This window comes from Tenacibaculum sp. MAR_2009_124 (assembly GCF_900105455.1).
Taxonomy (GTDB): domain Bacteria; phylum Bacteroidota; class Bacteroidia; order Flavobacteriales; family Flavobacteriaceae; genus Polaribacter.
The window spans coordinates 360,385-377,280 of record NZ_FNSF01000007.1 but is presented as its reverse complement, the minus strand read 5'-3'; the positions used below and the strand labels follow the sequence as shown (position 1 = coordinate 377,280).

Genomic DNA, 16,896 nt, shown 5'->3' with positions numbered 1-16,896 from the left:
TGGAAAACATAGTATGAAAATACTATTCTTTTAGGAAATAGACGAAAACTCCAATCAAAATCACCAACAAAACCAATTTCACAATGTATCCTACTACCACATTTCTCTTGATATTTCTTTTATTATAGTAATAAGAAAATTCTTCTCTACAAAACCCCAATAAATATCTTACAATAGCCCCAAACCATTCTGAGGTAGCCAATTCATTACTCATATGTACATGTTCTTCTTTTTCATTTTCGTTTTCTTTTTCTTTTTTCATCAATTTTAAGTTATAATTTTATCTATTAAGTCTTTTTTACGTTTATCATCATTTCCAAAGAGCCATTGCAATACATTGTTTTCCCACATAGCATCTCTTTCATTTTCGGTAATAATTTCTCTATCTATAGCCAAATCAAGTATTTTACCTGGATATGATGATTGTTTATCACTTTCCATTTCTCCTAATGGATAAGGATCATCTAAACCAATTAACACTTGTCCCGAACCCTGATTTTTAATTAATAGATCGAGCGATCCAGTATCGTGAACTAAAGTATCAAAGAAAATATTTTTATGACCAACTGCTTTTCTTGGATGCTCCTTTCCTTCAAACAAATCTGGCCTACCATCGAATCCCTGAACTCTGCGCCCCAAGTTCATTTGCGCCAACTGCCCTCCATGAGCAAAGCAAATTCTCATATTTGGATATTTATCGTAATAACCATTTAAACTAAGAAAATGGTAAGCATCAGCACATTGTGCCAACATCCAAATTAAATGAAATCTCCAAGAAGTATTTTCTAATTTGATGAATTTCTCACCATCATAAGGATGGATTTCAACGGCTAAATTGTACTTATTTGCTAATTCAAAAATAGGTTCGTTTTCTTCATCAAAAATACAACGCCAAGTACCTATGGTGTCCATATAATGCGTTGGTAGACATAATAAACGCATGCCTAGTTCTTCAACACATCGTTCTATTTCCCAACATGCACCTCTAACAAATCCGGGGTGAACTACAAAACCACACGTAAATTTTGAAGGATGATCCTCCTGAACTTTCGCATTAAAATCATTCTGAAAACGCAAGGCTTGCTTCATTTCTTCCAAACGTAAACCATTCCCATAAAGTTGAGAAAGATTCAAGACCACCGCGTGATCTATCTTAAAATGCTCCATCCATGCTAACTTTTCATTTAAAAAGAAGCTGGAGTCCGTAACTGGTCGCTTCCAGTTTTTCTGCAACATGAATTTTTTGTCCTTATCCACCCAAAAGATTCCTTTATCTTTCATAAATTGAGGAATTTGCTCTGGATATGGTAATAGATGAGAGTGTCCGTTAATGCGAAGTTTTCTGGTCAAATTTCTAGTTTAAAGTTAATCTTTATTTTTCTTTTAGGCCTTATTTGGCGCTTCCATGATTGTTCCACAATTAGAACACGTACATTTTTCTTTATCAGAATAATATCTATCAAAAATAATCGGCATATCGGTTTCAATATTATCCAATGCAAACTCTTCTCTATATAAAGGATTTCCACAATTTTCACAATACCACTCAAGCGCATCCATCATACCTTCAGCTCTCGGATACTCAATAACTAACCCCACTGTATTAGCCTCTCTTTGAGGAGAATGAGGTACCTTACCTGGTAATAAATATATATCTCCCTCATTTATTTCAACATCAATCATCTTTCCATTATCATCTATAATTTTCAAAATCATATCACCTTCCACCTGATAAAAAAACTCTGGAGTTTCGTTATAATGGTAATCTTTTCTATTATTAGGACCACCGACAACCATTACAATATATTCTCCATTTTGCCAAACTTGTTTATTTCCAACTGGTGGTTTTAATAAGTGACGGTTGTCATCAATCCACTTCTTAAAGTTTAATGGTTGCACTAGTTTACTCATATGATTTTGTTTTAAAAGGAGCCCTCTCCTTAAGAAAAGAAGGCTCTAATGATTTTTAGCTAATGATTGCTCGAGTACTTTTTCTTGAGCTTTTAAAAGTAATTGTATTGTTAAATGCATTTTTATAAGCAAATACACTTTCACGTCCCTTTTTTTCTTCAATTACCTCCGATGGAAAAACGAACTTTTTAACATCTATATTTCCTCCATTCTCTTTAATTCCTAAACTAAAATTTTTACTTAACTCACCAAACTCTTCCGTAATTTTCTCATTTAGAATATAAAAATTACTTGTTCCATTTTGGTTGACAATAAGTCCTAATTCAGTTGATTTAAAACCTAATAATGATTTTTTTTCAAGAGGCACTGCATAACAAACATCATTCAATTTCATTAATTGATTAGGGTTATAGGAATAATTAGATTTATTTAAAAAACCTTTTATATTCTCAAAAGTTTCGGCCACTTCGTTTTATAAACTATTTACTGAGATATTTGAAATCCCGAAACTAGTTCCTAACTTTGTTTGGAAGATACTTTCGGTTGAATTTGCAAAAGCAGACATTGGAAACATTGACAATGCTCCTGCTCCCATCGTTGAGGATGCAATAAATTTTCTACGATTCATACTAAGTTGTTTTATTTTGGTTATTAGGCAGTAAAAATACTATTTTTTGTTACGCATATTTTATAATGAAATTAATCAATTATAAACTCTTGGTTCTTCCTCCGTCTACTGGAACATTTATTCCATTAATAAAACTTGCTCTTTCACTAGCTAAAAACACAACTGCGTTTGCCACTTCTGACGGTTCCGCAAATCGCTTAGCCGGAGAGGCATTTTTCATTAACTGGGCAACTTCTTCTTTTGATTTTCCAGTTTTTGATGCCTTATTATTTATTATTTCATTTAAACGTTCAGTACTAGTAGCTCCTGGGAGTACATTATTCACTGTAATTTTAAACTGACCTAATTCATTAGCCAATGTTTTCGACCAATTAGCTACGGCTCCTCTTATTGTGTTAGAAACTCCCAATCCATCTAAAGGCTGTTTTACTGAAGTAGAAATTATGTTAATAATTCTACCATAATCCGCCTTTTTCATGAAAGGAACTAGTGCTTGAACTAATACGTGATTGCACTTTAAGTGCTGCGTAAAAGCATTTTCAAACTCACTTAGCGTTGCATTAAAAACAGGCCCACCTGCCGGTCCTCCAGTATTATTTACCAAAATATGGAAATCCAAATTTGATTGTTTCAATCTAATGGAAAGTTCCTCTGGGTTTGAAAAATCTGCCACTATATAATTATGCTCCTGCCCTTCATTTGACAACTCGCTTTTTACCTTTCTCAACTTCTCTTCATTCCTTGCAACTAATGTTACATTTACACCTTCATTCGCCAACAATATCGCTGTTGCCTTTCCAATTCCTTGCGTACTACCACACACAAGTGCGTTTTTCCCTTTTAATCCTAAATCCATTATTTTAATTTAAAGCTTTTTAATATTTCATCAGCAATCGCCTCATAGTCTATAAAAGTATCAGGCAAGGTGGTTAACGTTAAAATGTAAACCATATCATTCTTCATATAATAATGTTGTTTAAATTTCAAGAATGCTTTTCCCATCTTGGCTTCCCAAACTGTTGTATAGTATTCCAGATTATTTCGTTTTTCTTTTCTACTATAAATCATACGACCATCTTGAACATCATTATTTATTTGTTTTTTAGAAATATCGAAAAACGCATCCAAATCAATTCCTTGAAGCGAAAGATCTTGAATAACCATATTGATATTCTCATTGAAAGAATCGGCTGCTTTTCCCTCTGAAAACAGAATAAAGCTAGAGTTCATTTGTCCTGAAGTATCTAACTTCCATTCTTTCGGATAACTTATTTCATAATTATCTCTGCTATGCTGTTTCCAATCCTTTTGTGCATAAATAGACATCGTTAAAAACAGTATTAATAAAGTCGAAATATTCTTCATCAGTTTATTTATATAATTTTTGGTTAAGTATATATTTCATTTGCTGTGTCATTCATTTTTTCCATTAGCATCTTAGGGCTTTTTATAAGTTCAAAACCGAATTTCTCATACAAATTATGTGCATCTTTTGTTGCTAGCATCCATTTATGGATTCCTTTTAATTCTGAAAAATTTAATATTTGATTCAATAAAACTTTTGAGTATCCCTTTCCTCGTTCTTTGTCAATTACAAAAACATCCAATAAATATGCAAAAAACACTTTATCTGTCATTACTCGCGCGAATGCTATTTGCTTTTCCTTATAAAACAACCCGAAATTCATAGTATTTTCAAGGGCAGTTTTCTGTTCTTCAAAAGTTCTTCTCTTTCCCCAATATGATTCCTTAATAAATTTATAAATCATATGTATGTCCATATCATCATAAGAACTAGAAAAATAAATACCATCCTTGATTTTAATCATAACTAATGCATACGTTTTTAGGTTCAGTAAAAAAGCGTAATGCTTCAAATCCACCTTCTCTTCCTACTCCACTAGCCTTTACTCCACCAAACGGTGTTCTTAAATCGCGCATTAACCATGTATTTACCCATACGATTCCTGTTTCCAATTGTTTACTCATTCTCATAGTCCGATTTAAATTATTTGTCCATAACGTAGCCGATAATCCATATTGTATACCATTAGCCATTTTTAAAACCTCATCCTCATTTTTAAAAGACATGATAGTTACAACTGGTCCAAATATTTCTTCTTGATTTAATTTACAATCATTACTGCTAACTTCTATAATTGTTGGCTGCAAATAATAACCATTTTCGCTTCCTTCTACCGTAACTATATTTCCTCCATAAAGAATTTCACCTCCTTCTTGTTCTGCAATATCTATATACGACTTTACTTTTTCTAAATGACCTTTAGAAACCAATGCTCCAACATCAGAATCTTTATCAAAAGGATTTCCTATTTTAAGTTGTGATACTTTATGAATAAAATCTTCTTTGAACTTTTCATAAATGTTCTCTTCTATAAAAATTCGGCTTCCACATAAACAAATTTGACCTTGATTAGCAAAAGAAGATCGAACCGTCGTGTTTAACATCTTCTCATAATCACAATCCGAGAATATCATATTAGGATTTTTCCCTCCAAGCTCTAAAGATAATTTTTTAAACATTGGAGCGGCTGTTCTTGCTATATGTGCACCAGTAGATGTTCCTCCTGTGAAAGAAATAGCTTTAATGTCAGGGTGCTCAATAATCGCCTGTCCCGCACTTTGTCCCAATCCATGTACGATATTTAATACACCATTTGGTAATCCAGCATCATTACAAATATCTGCAAGTAAATAAGCTGTCATCGGAGTAACCTCGCTTGGTTTGGCTATAACGCAGTTTCCTGCGGCCAGTGCTGGAGCAATTTTCCATGTAAATAAATATAATGGCAAATTCCAAGGTGAAATACAACCAACCACGCCAATAGATTGTCTTAACGTAAAATTTATCGCATTTAACCCAACACTCTCATGGGCTTCTGATGAAAATTGAGTAATAGCATCAGCAAAAAACTGAAAATTCGACGAGGCTCTCGGAATATCTATTGCAGACGCTAAACTCAAAGGTTTCCCGTTATCCTTAGATTCAGCTATTGCCAACTCTGGTAACTTATCATGAATACCTTGAGCAATATTTGACAAAATAGTACTTCTTTCGTTTAACGTAGTATTTGACCAAGCTGGGAATGCTTTTTTAGCAGCAGTTACTGCTAATTCAATATCTTCTTTTGTTGAATCAGGAATCTGACCATACACCTCTCCTTTTGATGGATTATAATTATCAATCCACTGATCCGCAATTGGATTCAAAAATTCCCCGTCTATGTAGTTTTGAATTTTCATACTTATAATGCATACCAAATAGTAAATACCACTATTCCTTTTTTTAACAGTTTCTTTTTTTCTTGTCGAAAAAAATTGAAATATACATCTCCATTTTCCATCTCAAGTGAATAATTCAATTCTTCAACCTTATCTCTGAGTTTTTTAGAAAATATTTCAGCCTCATAATCAAGTTCTTCTTTTGTTTTATCTGACAATAATATGTCAATGCAATTCTCGGCTACTATTATTTCATAGTCTTTAAAATATAGAGAACTAAAATTTAAACCTTTTCTAAAAAGAATATTCAACTCGTCTTCATTCAGTAATACCAGCCTTTGATTAGGTACATATGAAAGAAACTCGATAACTTGAATATTTACTACGTTACTTATCTTTATTTTTACACTAGAGTTTTTATCTGTAAAATCTAAATCGGATTGACTAATTTTTAAGGTCAATATCTCTGGAAATATTTCTAACTCTTTAATATTTGAATTCTCCTTTACAAAATCGAGCAAAGACTTTTCTGACCCATATTCTTCCCAACTCCCAAAATAGAAAGACCCTTTACTTGTTTCACCATCATCATTGGTTATTTTCAAGAAAAATCTATAGGCAAAACCTGCATCAGCAAAACCTTTATCTGTTATAGATAAAACAAGTAAAAAAATTAAAATTCTCATTACATTCTTCATACTACTTCCTTTTTCTCTAGCCATTGAGTTGGAATTTCTTTATTACAAAATTCAATATGAATTACAGCTCTATCCTTCTCCGATATTGATTTGTCCGATGCATGAAGTAATAAAGGTTTCATTAGCATTACTCCTCCTTCTTTTACTTTACAAACAAATTCGTTTTCGTAATTATTCTCATCAAAATTTTCATCAATTCTTACCAATCCCTCGGTATGCGATTTTGGAAGAACTTTAAGCGCTCCATTCTCATGATTTGTATCATCTAAATGAATTCTGAAAGTGATTGTACTTTCCAATACATCAATCGGAGGTATTACTCCTAATTGACCTTGTTTATTTGTCCATTGAGTATAATCTTTTGAAACAATTCTTTTTTTCGCACTAATACTTACATCTTGATGATACGAAACAAACCAATTAGATTTAGCCGGTTTATTAAAGTAAATAGCTTTAGAAATGAAATAATCACTTCCGCAAAAACTATCATACATCTTTTTAAATGTATCATTTCGAAACAAAAAAGTGTTAACCTTAGGATATTTTTCTAAAAGCTGTCGAATAGCATAAGTGCCATCCGTTACTTTTAGAAGATTTCTAAGTTCATTCAATTCTGTTTTACTAAAAACAGTATCAAAAATGAAATACCCTTTATCTTTAAACTCTTTATGCGTTTCTATTTCAAACATTCTATTGTTTCTTATATGCTACCGCTTTTATTTCAATTAATAAATGAGGATGCGGCAATTGATGAACCGCAACGGTTGTTCTTGTTGGGCCATTGTAATCGAAATATTCAGCATATACTTGATTATAACCACCAAAATCATTCATATTTACCAAAAATGAAGTGATATCAACAACATCTTCCAAATCTGCACCTACTTCTTTCAAAATATCTCTAATATTTTCAATAACAGCTTTGGTTTGTTTACGTATATCCAAGTTGGTTGTTCCAAACTCGTCTACCTCAACTCCTTCAAATGAATTATCTGGTCTTCTCGAACTTGTTCCCGAGATATAAATAAAATCTCCGACCTGTTTTACATGTGGAAATTTACCTCTAGGTATCGCTTTACCTTTAATTACTTTACTATCCATTTATTCTTTATTTTTTTTATAGACCCCATCTATTCAAATGTTAATTCAGAGAATTTATTGTCAAAATCCCATTTCTTCTTAAACAAATAATATTTCAAGTTTTCCTTTCCTTCAAACATAGAAATAATCACATTTCTTTTTAATAAGGTTTTCTTATCTGAAAGCAAACTTAAATAAGACGAATATTTATACTCTTCGCTCTTATTAACAAAATTATGGTAAACAGGATTTAAATTAATATATACAATTAAAGCTTTTAAATATTTTTCATTTTTAACTTGTACTCTTTTAAATCTGTCTCTGAATAAACTTCCGGTTCTATTATATTTTTTGTTTATCGATTTCGAATATGAATTAAAGAAATTAGAAAATGCTGAAGAAACTTTTTCCTGCTCGACCTCTTCCTTCACTTGAATCAACCAATGAAAATGATTTTTCAACAGGCAATATGAAAAAATATCCGCTACGGGAACAATGTGTTTTTTCATTAGCTTAAAAAAATAACTATAGTTCATTTCTTCTATAAAAATATTCTCTTTATTATTCCCTTGGTTGAATACATGATAAAATTTACCACACTCTAATTTTTCATATTTCATAACTTTTCAAATTACACTTTCAAACAGACCTCACAGGTTTTAAAAACCTGTGAGGTCTGTTTTCTTTTTAACAATTTGCTAATTCAAGTAACTTCAATGTTGTTTTTAAATTTCTTGTTGTTGCAGTTACCCCTAGCTTCTTTTCAAAAAAACCATTTGACAGCTTCGTTTTTCCATAACCTCCTACTGCATTCACATATACCACATCTTTTATAATTTCAAACTCATCATCTTTAGCATTTACTTCTATCAAATTCTCCTTTGGAGTTGCTGCTAAAAACGTAAAATACTGTTGTTTTTCTGCTGCTTTTCTATAAGGGTTTTTCTCTATAGCTTCTTTCCATTCTTCAATGGTTCTTACCAAGATTGGAACTTCATAATCGAACTCTTTCTTTATAGCATTATTAATGTTTATCGCTACTTTGTCTCTTGTTTCTTCCGTTTTCAATAAAACATTACCACTTTGAATATACGTTATTACATCTTTGTAATTTAGTTTTTCTAACAACTGCTTTAAATCCTTCATTGGAAGTTTATTTTTCCCTGAAACATTAATTCCTCTTAATATGACGATATATTTGTACATTGTCTACTTTTTTATAAACCTCACAAGTTTTAAAAAGCTATGAGATCTTTGTGGTTTTTTAAATTTATAGACCTGCTATTTTATCTTCTTCCAAAACCTCATTGGTTTCATCTTGAACCTTTTTCAAAATTCCGGCTAAATTTACTTTTGAAACCATTTCCGCAACAGAAACTTCATTATCGGCAATCATATTTAATAAGGCTTTATCTTGAGCATTCCCCTTTATCATTGCTTCATTATATCCAATATCTTCGTTAAAAGTTACCATCGAATATTTTGAAAAATACTCTTCTGGAAAATTACTCTCCAGTTCCATTTCTATTTTTCTTTTTTCTTTAAACAAAGGATTTGCTACATGATCTCTCATTTCATAATAATTCTCTACTGCCAGATCTCCTATCGCATCCGTATCTTGTTTTCTTCTTTCTTGATAAACTTTAAAAACTTGATCCCAATCTCCCTCGCATTCATCTAAAATCTTATCAAAGACATAAACATCTTCAAATGATGCATTCATCCCTTGCCCGTAAAAAGGTACAATTGCATGAGCTGCATCCCCTATCAACAAAGTATTCCCTTTATAATACCAAGGAGAACATTTCACCGTACCTAAAGCTCCTGTTGGATTATTGGCAAATTCTTCTGATATATTTGGTATTAACGCTAAAGCATCAGGAAATTGCTCCTGAAAAAAATCTTTAATTTTTTCTTCCGATGTTAGGTCTTTAAAATTATACTTCCCTCCTTCATATCCTAAAAACAGTGTTACTGTGAAGCTACCATCTAAATTTGGCAAGGCTATCAACATATATTCACCTCTTGGCCATATATGCAAATGATCTTTACTTATTTGATGATTCCCGTTTTTATCTCCTGGAATTTCTAATTCTTTGTATCCGTGCGTTAAATACTCTTGACTATAACTAAATAAAAACTTTTTTTCTAAATAATAATTTTTACGCAGTACAGAACCAGCTCCATCTGCTCCAAAAATAACATCGGCATCAACCGTAAACTCTTCTTTTGTTTTGTAATTTTTAAAATATGCTTTGGTGTTTTCAATATCTACGGATAAACATTTAGCATTAAAATGAATAGTAACATTATCGTGAGACTCTGCTTCAGTTAATAAAATACCATTTAAGTCTCCTCTAGAAATGGAGTTGATAAACTCTCCTTCCCTACCTGAATAATTAGATGCAAAGGTATTCCCTTCAATATCGTGAATTAATCTTCCATACATTGGAATACAAATTTCCTTTGCCTTTTCCCCAACGCCAGCCATTTTTAAAGCTTTAAAACCTCGATCTGATAATGCTAAATTTATAGAACGACCTGCAGAGATATCAACTTTTCTTAAATCAGGTCTGCTTTCATAAACAGTTACTTTATATCCTCTTTGTGCTAATCGAAGAGCTAGTAAGCTTCCACAAAGTCCTGCTCCGATTATTAATACATTGTCTTGTTTCTTCATAGGTTATATGAACATCATCTAATGCCCTTTATTATTGGTTACTCCAGTTCTTAAATTTACTCCTGTATATACATATGCTTTTAATGAACATATAAAGTCTGTCCATCCTTGCGTTTGCTGCATTACTTTTGTAATGCCCTCATCTGTTTTTTCGTACTTACTTTCTTTAATTTTTATAGCAGTTCGATTTTGTGATATTTTTTCTAAAAGAATTTCTACTTTAGTTTTGACTTGATTTGCCGACCAATAAAATAATATACTTTTGTTTTCTTCAATCGTTTTAACATCAACAACATGTTCAGCGCAAACATCATCCCAACTCCAAGTAACTTTACTGCCTTCTTCTAAACTCGCACTTGAAGAAGTCACGAAATATTTCGTAATCTTATTTTTGTCTATTATCGCCTTAAAAACTTCTTGGGTACTTCTTTCAATGCTTGATTCCACCTCAACGACTAATCCCATATTATATCCGTTTTAGTTCTTATGTTATAAATCCCCCAGAATAATAAAATCAGCTCTCCCAATAATCCAATACTATATTGTAAAGACACTCCATCAAATAGCGTACTTACAACTCTTCCAAACACTAAGCCCCCCATGAATAAAACATTCGTTATTGTAGCATATTTCCAGTGAGTTAAATTGAAAACTCCAAAAAACCAATAACTGGCAAAAGCTAGGTACAATCCCATAACCGCCCTGAAAATATTTTTAAGTTCCAATACCTCGACTTTAAATTCGAAAACCATTGGCAATATTGTTTCTGGATTTAGTCCATACATAAATGCTGCTGCTATAACAATTATGGCAGACACAATTAAATGAGCATTTTTATGGAGGTGAGACATTATAATAAATCTTTTAAAATTTCAACCATTTTAAATACATCTTGAAAACTGTTATACATTGGTACAGGAGCACAACGAATAACATCTGGCTCTCTCCAGTCCGTTATGATATTGTTTTCCGTTAATTTCTTATGTAAATTTTTATCAGCATTTTTCACTTGAATAGATAATTGACAGCCTCTTTCTTTCGGATTTGATGGTGTAATGATTCGAATTCTATCCGTTTCAATTTGACCGATTAAATATTCAAAATACCCTGTGAGTTTTTCTGATTTTTCTCTCAAGTCTTTCATTCCTACTTCTTCAAACATATCTAATGAAGCTCTAATTGCAGCCATTGATAAGATAGGCGGGTTACTCAATTGCCAGCCTTCGGCACCATCCATAACATCAAAAGGTTGACGCATATTAAATCGAGTTTCTTTATTATGATTCCACCATCCCGCAAAACGTGGCAATTCTTTATTATCAGCATGCTTCTCATGAACAAACAACCCTCCTAAACTTCCAGGTCCAGAATTAAGATATTTATAGGTACACCAAGCGGCAAAATCAACTCCAGACTTGTGAAGTTTCGGAGAAATATTCCCTGCTCCATGTGCAAGATCAATTCCTACCACACAATCTTTGGCATGCCCTATATCTGCAATTTTTTTCAAGTCTAAATATTGCCCAGTATAATAGTTAACCCCTCCAATAAGTAATAAAGCAATTTCATCTCCTTCCTCTTCAACAATATTTTCTAAGTCTTCAATTCTCAATAATTCTTCACCTTCTCTTGGTTTCCATTCAATTAGACCCTCTTCTGTATCAAAACCATGAAATTTTAATTGTGATCCTACTGCATATCTGTCAGATGGAAAAGCATCCGACTCAATAACAATTTTATACTTCTTTTTTGTAGGCCTGTAAAATGAAACCATTAATAAATGGAGATTCGTCGTAAGCGTATTCATTACAACAACCTCTAATGGCTTTGCTCCAACAACCTTAGCCATTTTATCTGTTAAAAACTCATGATAAGGTAACCATGGTGTTTCTCCTTCAAAATGTCCCTCAACTCCATAATTAGCCCAATCATCTAGCTCCTGCTGGATATACCCTCGTGTTTTTTTCGGTTGTAATCCCAAAGAATTTCCTGTAAAATATAACCAATCATTTCCGTCTTTATCTTTTGGTATATGGAACTCTTCTCTAAGATGAGCGAGTTTATCCTCTTTATCTAATTGAATAGCGTAATCTAAAGTATTCTTAAACATTAGTATTGATTTATTACAAAATTACTAAATAGTGAAGTTTGTTTTCAATCTTAAATCGTTTCACTATTTAAAACGGTGTTTTATAAATCTAGCATATTTTTTATACTTTAGCAAATAATCAGATAATAATGATTTGCTTTATGACCGATAGTGACGATAAAAAAATCAACCAATCTATTATAAAAGCTTTTAAGCTTCTAGATGTTTTTACCGAAGAAAAAAAAACTTGGGGAGTTAGAGAACTCGCTCAAAAAACAGGATATAACAAGAGTACGGTTTATCGTTTGTTATTCACTTTAAGCTCCTTAAACATTCTTCATCAAAACAGCAACGACAAATACAGCCTTGGCAGTAAACTCTTTGAGCTTGGGAATCGAGTTTCGATTTATAAAGCCATTACCAATATGACCAGAACACCTCTAAAACATATAGCTTTAGACATACAAGAAACTGTATTACTTAGTATATTAAAAGAACGACAAGTATTTCATATTGACAAAGCCGATAGCCTTCATGGTTTAAAAATTAACACATCTATTGGCTCCTATCAACCAGTGCACGCAACAGCTTCAGGCAAATTACTACTTTCTTTTTTAAATATTCCCGAAAAAGAAGACATTATCGACCATACTAAATTTGAACCCTATACAAAAAGTACTATCACCTCAAAAAGTAAGTTATTAGCGGAGCTCACAAAAATTAAACATCAAGAATACGCTTTAGACATTGAAGAACTAGAAACAGGGCTCGTATGTATTGCTATTCCTGTTAGAAACAAAAAAGGTCACGTTATTGCATCACTTAGTGCCTCTGGGCCTTTGAGTAGATTTAAAATGGAAAATATTACGAACTATATTACTATTTTAAACAAAGGTATGAAAGATATTGAAAGTGCTTTTTATGATTTTGACAAGCTTCCATAATTTCTATGAAAGAGTTACATATACTATTGCAATCGATTGCAAATATTTCAGATGACGACTGGTTTTATTTTTCTTCTAAATTAAAACAAGTCACTCTTAAGAAAAAAGAACTGATTTTATCAAAAGGTGAAACAGAAAATCACTTATCCTTTATTAAAAAGGGAGCAGTTAGACTCTATATTCCAAAGATTGAAAATGACCTTACTTTCGGTTTTGTCTTTGAAAACAACTTTGTAAGTGCTTACGATTCTTTTCTAACAAAAAGTCCTAGTCAATATAGTATTCAAGCATTGACTACAACAACATTGCACAGACTAAATTTTAATGATTTAGAAGACATTTACAAAAATACTCAGATTGGTAACGAAATTGGGAGAAAATGTGCTGAAGAACTATTTCTTATAAAATCGAAAAGAGAGTTATCCTTATTGAATTATTCAGCTGAGGAACGCTACTTAAGTTTGTTTAGAGAGAAACCTGAATTATTCAAAGAAATCCCTCTTAAATACATTGCATCGTACATTGGTGTAACCCCTCAGGCATTAAGTAGAATTCGAAGGCGGATTTCTTAACCCAAGTTCATTGTTTAATGATACAATCTTTCTCAATTTTGACGAAACTTTTTATCATGAAACCATTAATCATTCTATTGTCTACATTTATCATCACATTGTTGGTTCAAAAGCTAACCAGAAAGAGCATTAACTATATTTTCGCTGGCAGAATAGCTATGTCAATTATGCTTATTTTTACAGCGCTCGGACACTTCATCTTCACAGAAGGAATGATTAAAATGATTCCTGATTTCTTACCGCACAAAAACCACTTGGTTATTTTAACAGGTATTCTAGAAATAGTAATTTCAATTAGTTTATTTTCAACGAATCTCCGACCCATATTTGGATGGATATTGATTGTTTTTCTTATAGTTATACTACCGACAAATATAAAGGCTAGTATGGAAAATTTAAATTATCAAACTGGCTCTTATAATAGAAACGGACTTTCCTATTTATGGTTTCGTATTCCACTACAATTATTATTTATTGGATGGTCGTATTTTTTTACAATTATAAAGCAATAACTAAACCTACTTTCGAAGCAAAGAAAAATGTCCTTCGAAATTATAAGAATTCTCACTTACATCGGTTAAATTAAGAGAAAACCAATAATCATTACTAGGCAACTCAACTCCCTGAAAACTCCCATCCCAACCTAATCCAAAAACAGAATCTTTAAAAATTATTTTTCCGAACCTATCAAAAACAATAATATCTCCTTGTTTAAATAAATTTTGATCTAACCCTTTAATTACCCAAGTATCATTCTCTCCATCACTATTTGGAGTGAAAAATCGAGGAAATCTTAAAATACTGAAATCAAGTTCCGCATTTGGTTGACAGCCATTTGCATCGCGAACAATCAACGTGTATTTCCCTGCATTTAAGTTTTTGAATTCAGCTAATACTTGAAAAGATGTTTGTACTCCATTCTCATTTTCTAAACTAAACTCATAATCCCCAACACCAAGATTTTCTTTTAAAATTTGAATCTTATACTCATCTGAAGCTCCATTTAAATCATCAAAAATTACAATATCCTCTCTATCAATCACTGGACTACTTGACAATTTAACCTCCACCTCTCTTACATCCATACATCCTGTATCGATATTAGTTACTGTCAACTCATACTCACCTTCATTCGAAATAACTAATTGCTCGTTTACTCCCAAAACTGAAGATTCATTTTTATAGTTCCATCGATATTGAACATTTTGAATACTTGTTAAACTTGCTTCTAAAGTTGCTGTTGAATTTCGACATATATATTCAGGAGCATCTATAGAGAATTCAGGCAAGGAATTGACTGTTAATGTTACATGATGTCCTAACCCCAAACAATCGTTATCCAAATCACTATCCACTCTTACATAAATATTTTGTTGAAATGGAGAATTTTCATTCCTATAACTAGAAATATTCGGAATAGCGTTATTCTCTGCTAAAGCATCCAATTGACTCTCATAATAACTCACAGATATTTGTTGCCCCAATGCTGTAAACATGTTTTTTATTTCCACATCTACGGAGCTAAAATCAAAAGTTGCGATACCATCTTGAGGCGAATCATTAGAACTTTGAACATAATCACAAGCTTCAAATTCCCTCATAAAATTATCAGGAATATTAGTTGTTGATACCACTAGATTAATTTCTGCTGTTTTATAACAGCCATTGGAACTCTCAATACGACTCCATATTACCGAACTTGAGGGCGTATTATTTTCATAAGTTGTAATATCAGATATTTCATTTACTTCATTTTGGGCATTACTCAAACTTTCGTAAAATGTAATAGTTTCAGATGTATGATTAACAGAAATCTTACTCTTCACTTCTTCAAGATTAAAAAACGTCACAGCATCCGTATCGTCATCACACTGTTTTAATTCAACCGGGGTTACTACTTCCGGAGAGGATAAAACAATTAAGTTAGCTTTTATAGTGCTAACACAAAAGTTATTCGACAAATTCACAACTCTAACATAAATTTCTTGCTGATCTTGAACAACATTTGTATAAACATTAGATAAGTTACTTGTATTATTCTGAGCATCATTCGCTGACAAATGATATGAAAAACTGTAATCATTTGGATCTCCCGAAACTAAAACTAAAGCATTTAAACTTGCTAAATTAAAACTCGTAAAACCATCATTATTTTCATCACACTCTTCAATGTTAGCCTCCTGAACCGAAGCTCCATTAACAACAGTTAGATTAAAAGCAGAAACATTATAACAACCAGTAATTGTATTTTCTAAACGAGCGTATACTGTTTGGTTATTTGAAGTATTTATAAATGAACTAGGATTCGCAATTGGGTTTTCACCTGTATTTGCAAAAGTATTATTGACGTAATAACTAATAGTAACACCCGTTTGACTTCCTATGATAAAATCGTTCTGAGTCAAATCAAACTCTGTTAACTGATCATCGTGTGGAGATGTACTATCGCATTCTTCTAAATCAATAGTTGTTCCAACTGGAATTTCTGCTTCTGGAGCATCATTAAACTCCGCTGTTCCTGTCCAATCTATCGTAAAATTACTACTACCTATAGGTCTATCTATAACTATAAAATATCGTTCTCCTGCAATAGCATCGATTGCCGACACAAAACTGTTTCCATCTGGTCCTGGTCCTTCGGTAGTATCATTTGCAGAAACAGACATTCCTGTATGATTAGATGATAAGCTCGCAGCTGCTGGGTTGGTTGTTGAACACCGAATTGCTTGCCCAAGGTTAGTACAACTTGCATTAGGACCAAAAACGAAGAAATCGAAATCCTCATTTATATCATTAGACTCTGGTTTAAGTGTAAAAGCCAGGGTTCCATCGGTTTTTATAGTTACATCAAACCATAAACTATTATGTTCTTGGCTAGCACATGAATTGGTACCTATTAACTCCTGTGTTCCTGGTCCAGAAACTTCTATATTATTAAAACCTTCATTCCCACAAACAACTAAAGGCGTTGCACAATCGTTTTGCCCCAACAAAACATGACTCGTAAATAACAATACGAGAAATCCAATAATGTTTTTCATATTTTTACTT

General features: G+C 32.2%; 22 protein-coding genes. 3 read left to right on the top strand and 19 right to left on the bottom strand.

The features are described 5' to 3' along the window. Positions 1 to 22: 22 nt before the first annotated feature. The 18 genes from BLW23_RS18575 to kynU form a co-directional block, all read right to left on the bottom strand. Complete coding sequence (locus BLW23_RS18575; RefSeq protein ID WP_093672681.1) at positions 23 to 262, bottom strand: hypothetical protein; 240 nt, start codon at positions 260 to 262, stop codon at positions 23 to 25. A 5-nt stretch (positions 263 to 267) separates the two neighbouring features. After that, positions 268 to 1,350: an amidohydrolase family protein gene (locus BLW23_RS18570; RefSeq protein WP_093672679.1), complete on the bottom strand. Its 1,083-nt coding sequence runs from the start codon at positions 1,348 to 1,350 to the stop codon at positions 268 to 270. Between the two features lie 33 nt (positions 1,351 to 1,383). After that, entirely contained in the window at positions 1,384 to 1,911 is a 528-nt protein-coding gene (locus BLW23_RS18565; protein ID WP_093672677.1) for a 3-hydroxyanthranilate 3,4-dioxygenase, read from the bottom strand. A gap of 55 nt (positions 1,912 to 1,966) precedes the next feature. Continuing rightward, positions 1,967 to 2,377, bottom strand: a complete 411-nt coding sequence (locus tag BLW23_RS18560; protein ID WP_093672675.1) for a hypothetical protein — start codon at positions 2,375 to 2,377, stop codon at positions 1,967 to 1,969. A gap of 6 nt (positions 2,378 to 2,383) precedes the next feature. Then, a complete protein-coding gene (locus BLW23_RS23345) occupies positions 2,384 to 2,539 on the bottom strand; it encodes a hypothetical protein (RefSeq protein ID WP_176829881.1) in 156 nt (51 codons plus the stop codon). A gap of 79 nt (positions 2,540 to 2,618) precedes the next feature. Beyond that, positions 2,619 to 3,395, bottom strand: a complete 777-nt coding sequence (locus BLW23_RS18555) for an SDR family oxidoreductase (RefSeq protein ID WP_093672673.1) — start codon at positions 3,393 to 3,395, stop codon at positions 2,619 to 2,621. Then, positions 3,395 to 3,904, bottom strand: a complete 510-nt coding sequence (locus BLW23_RS18550; protein WP_143032226.1) for a hypothetical protein — start codon at positions 3,902 to 3,904, stop codon at positions 3,395 to 3,397. The genes BLW23_RS18555 and BLW23_RS18550 overlap by 1 nt, the downstream gene beginning before the upstream one ends. A gap of 23 nt (positions 3,905 to 3,927) precedes the next feature. Beyond that, positions 3,928 to 4,368 carry a GNAT family N-acetyltransferase gene (locus BLW23_RS18545; protein ID WP_093672669.1) on the bottom strand — a complete coding sequence of 147 codons (441 nt, stop codon included), beginning with the start codon at positions 4,366 to 4,368 and terminating at the stop codon, positions 3,928 to 3,930. Next, positions 4,361 to 5,803, bottom strand: coding sequence for an aldehyde dehydrogenase (locus BLW23_RS18540; protein ID WP_093672667.1), 1,443 nt, complete (start codon positions 5,801 to 5,803; stop codon positions 4,361 to 4,363). The genes BLW23_RS18545 and BLW23_RS18540 overlap by 8 nt, the downstream gene beginning before the upstream one ends. Positions 5,804 to 5,805: 2 nt before the next feature. After that, positions 5,806 to 6,504: a hypothetical protein gene (locus BLW23_RS18535; RefSeq protein ID WP_093672665.1), complete on the bottom strand. Its 699-nt coding sequence runs from the start codon at positions 6,502 to 6,504 to the stop codon at positions 5,806 to 5,808. Continuing rightward, a complete protein-coding gene (locus tag BLW23_RS18530) occupies positions 6,477 to 7,169 on the bottom strand; it encodes a phytanoyl-CoA dioxygenase family protein (RefSeq protein ID WP_093672663.1) in 693 nt (230 codons plus the stop codon). The genes BLW23_RS18535 and BLW23_RS18530 overlap by 28 nt, the downstream gene beginning before the upstream one ends. 1 nt (position 7,170) lies before the next feature. Next, a complete protein-coding gene (locus tag BLW23_RS18525) occupies positions 7,171 to 7,581 on the bottom strand; it encodes a RidA family protein (RefSeq protein WP_093672661.1) in 411 nt (136 codons plus the stop codon). Between the two features lie 29 nt (positions 7,582 to 7,610). Further along, entirely contained in the window at positions 7,611 to 8,180 is a 570-nt protein-coding gene (locus BLW23_RS18520) for a transposase (protein ID WP_255362831.1), read from the bottom strand. A 67-nt stretch (positions 8,181 to 8,247) separates the two neighbouring features. Continuing rightward, positions 8,248 to 8,766, bottom strand: a complete 519-nt coding sequence (locus BLW23_RS18515) for a DUF1697 domain-containing protein (protein ID WP_093672659.1) — start codon at positions 8,764 to 8,766, stop codon at positions 8,248 to 8,250. 64 nt (positions 8,767 to 8,830) lie between these two features. Beyond that, positions 8,831 to 10,240 carry an FAD-dependent oxidoreductase gene (locus tag BLW23_RS18510; RefSeq protein WP_093672657.1) on the bottom strand — a complete coding sequence of 470 codons (1,410 nt, stop codon included), beginning with the start codon at positions 10,238 to 10,240 and terminating at the stop codon, positions 8,831 to 8,833. Between the two features lie 18 nt (positions 10,241 to 10,258). Next, the gene (locus BLW23_RS18505) at positions 10,259 to 10,705 is read right to left on the bottom strand and encodes an SRPBCC domain-containing protein (protein WP_093672655.1); all 447 of its coding nucleotides are present in this window, start codon (positions 10,703 to 10,705) and stop codon (positions 10,259 to 10,261) included. Continuing rightward, positions 10,696 to 11,091 (bottom strand): DUF4345 domain-containing protein, encoded by a 396-nt coding sequence (locus BLW23_RS18500; protein WP_093672653.1) that lies wholly within the window; start codon positions 11,089 to 11,091, stop codon positions 10,696 to 10,698. The genes BLW23_RS18505 and BLW23_RS18500 overlap by 10 nt, the downstream gene beginning before the upstream one ends. Beyond that, positions 11,091 to 12,350 (bottom strand): kynureninase, encoded by a 1,260-nt coding sequence (kynU, locus tag BLW23_RS18495; RefSeq protein ID WP_093672651.1) that lies wholly within the window; start codon positions 12,348 to 12,350, stop codon positions 11,091 to 11,093. Before kynU ends, BLW23_RS18500 begins: the two co-directional genes overlap by 1 nt. Positions 12,351 to 12,478: 128 nt before the next feature. On the opposite strand from kynU, the gene BLW23_RS18490 reads away from it, so the two are divergent. Genes BLW23_RS18490 through BLW23_RS18480 form a run of 3 tightly spaced genes read left to right on the top strand, consistent with a single transcriptional unit; the run spans position 12,479 to position 14,357 of the window. After that, entirely contained in the window at positions 12,479 to 13,273 is a 795-nt protein-coding gene (locus tag BLW23_RS18490) for an IclR family transcriptional regulator (protein ID WP_255362830.1), read from the top strand. A 5-nt stretch (positions 13,274 to 13,278) separates the two neighbouring features. Beyond that, entirely contained in the window at positions 13,279 to 13,845 is a 567-nt protein-coding gene (locus BLW23_RS18485; RefSeq protein WP_093672647.1) for a Crp/Fnr family transcriptional regulator, read from the top strand. 56 nt (positions 13,846 to 13,901) lie between these two features. Further along, entirely contained in the window at positions 13,902 to 14,357 is a 456-nt protein-coding gene (locus BLW23_RS18480; RefSeq protein WP_093672645.1) for a DoxX family protein, read from the top strand. A gap of 6 nt (positions 14,358 to 14,363) precedes the next feature. On the opposite strand, the gene BLW23_RS18475 is transcribed toward BLW23_RS18480, so the two are convergent. Next, positions 14,364 to 16,886: a T9SS type B sorting domain-containing protein gene (locus tag BLW23_RS18475; RefSeq protein WP_093672643.1), complete on the bottom strand. Its 2,523-nt coding sequence runs from the start codon at positions 16,884 to 16,886 to the stop codon at positions 14,364 to 14,366. Positions 16,887 to 16,896 lie beyond the last annotated feature (10 nt).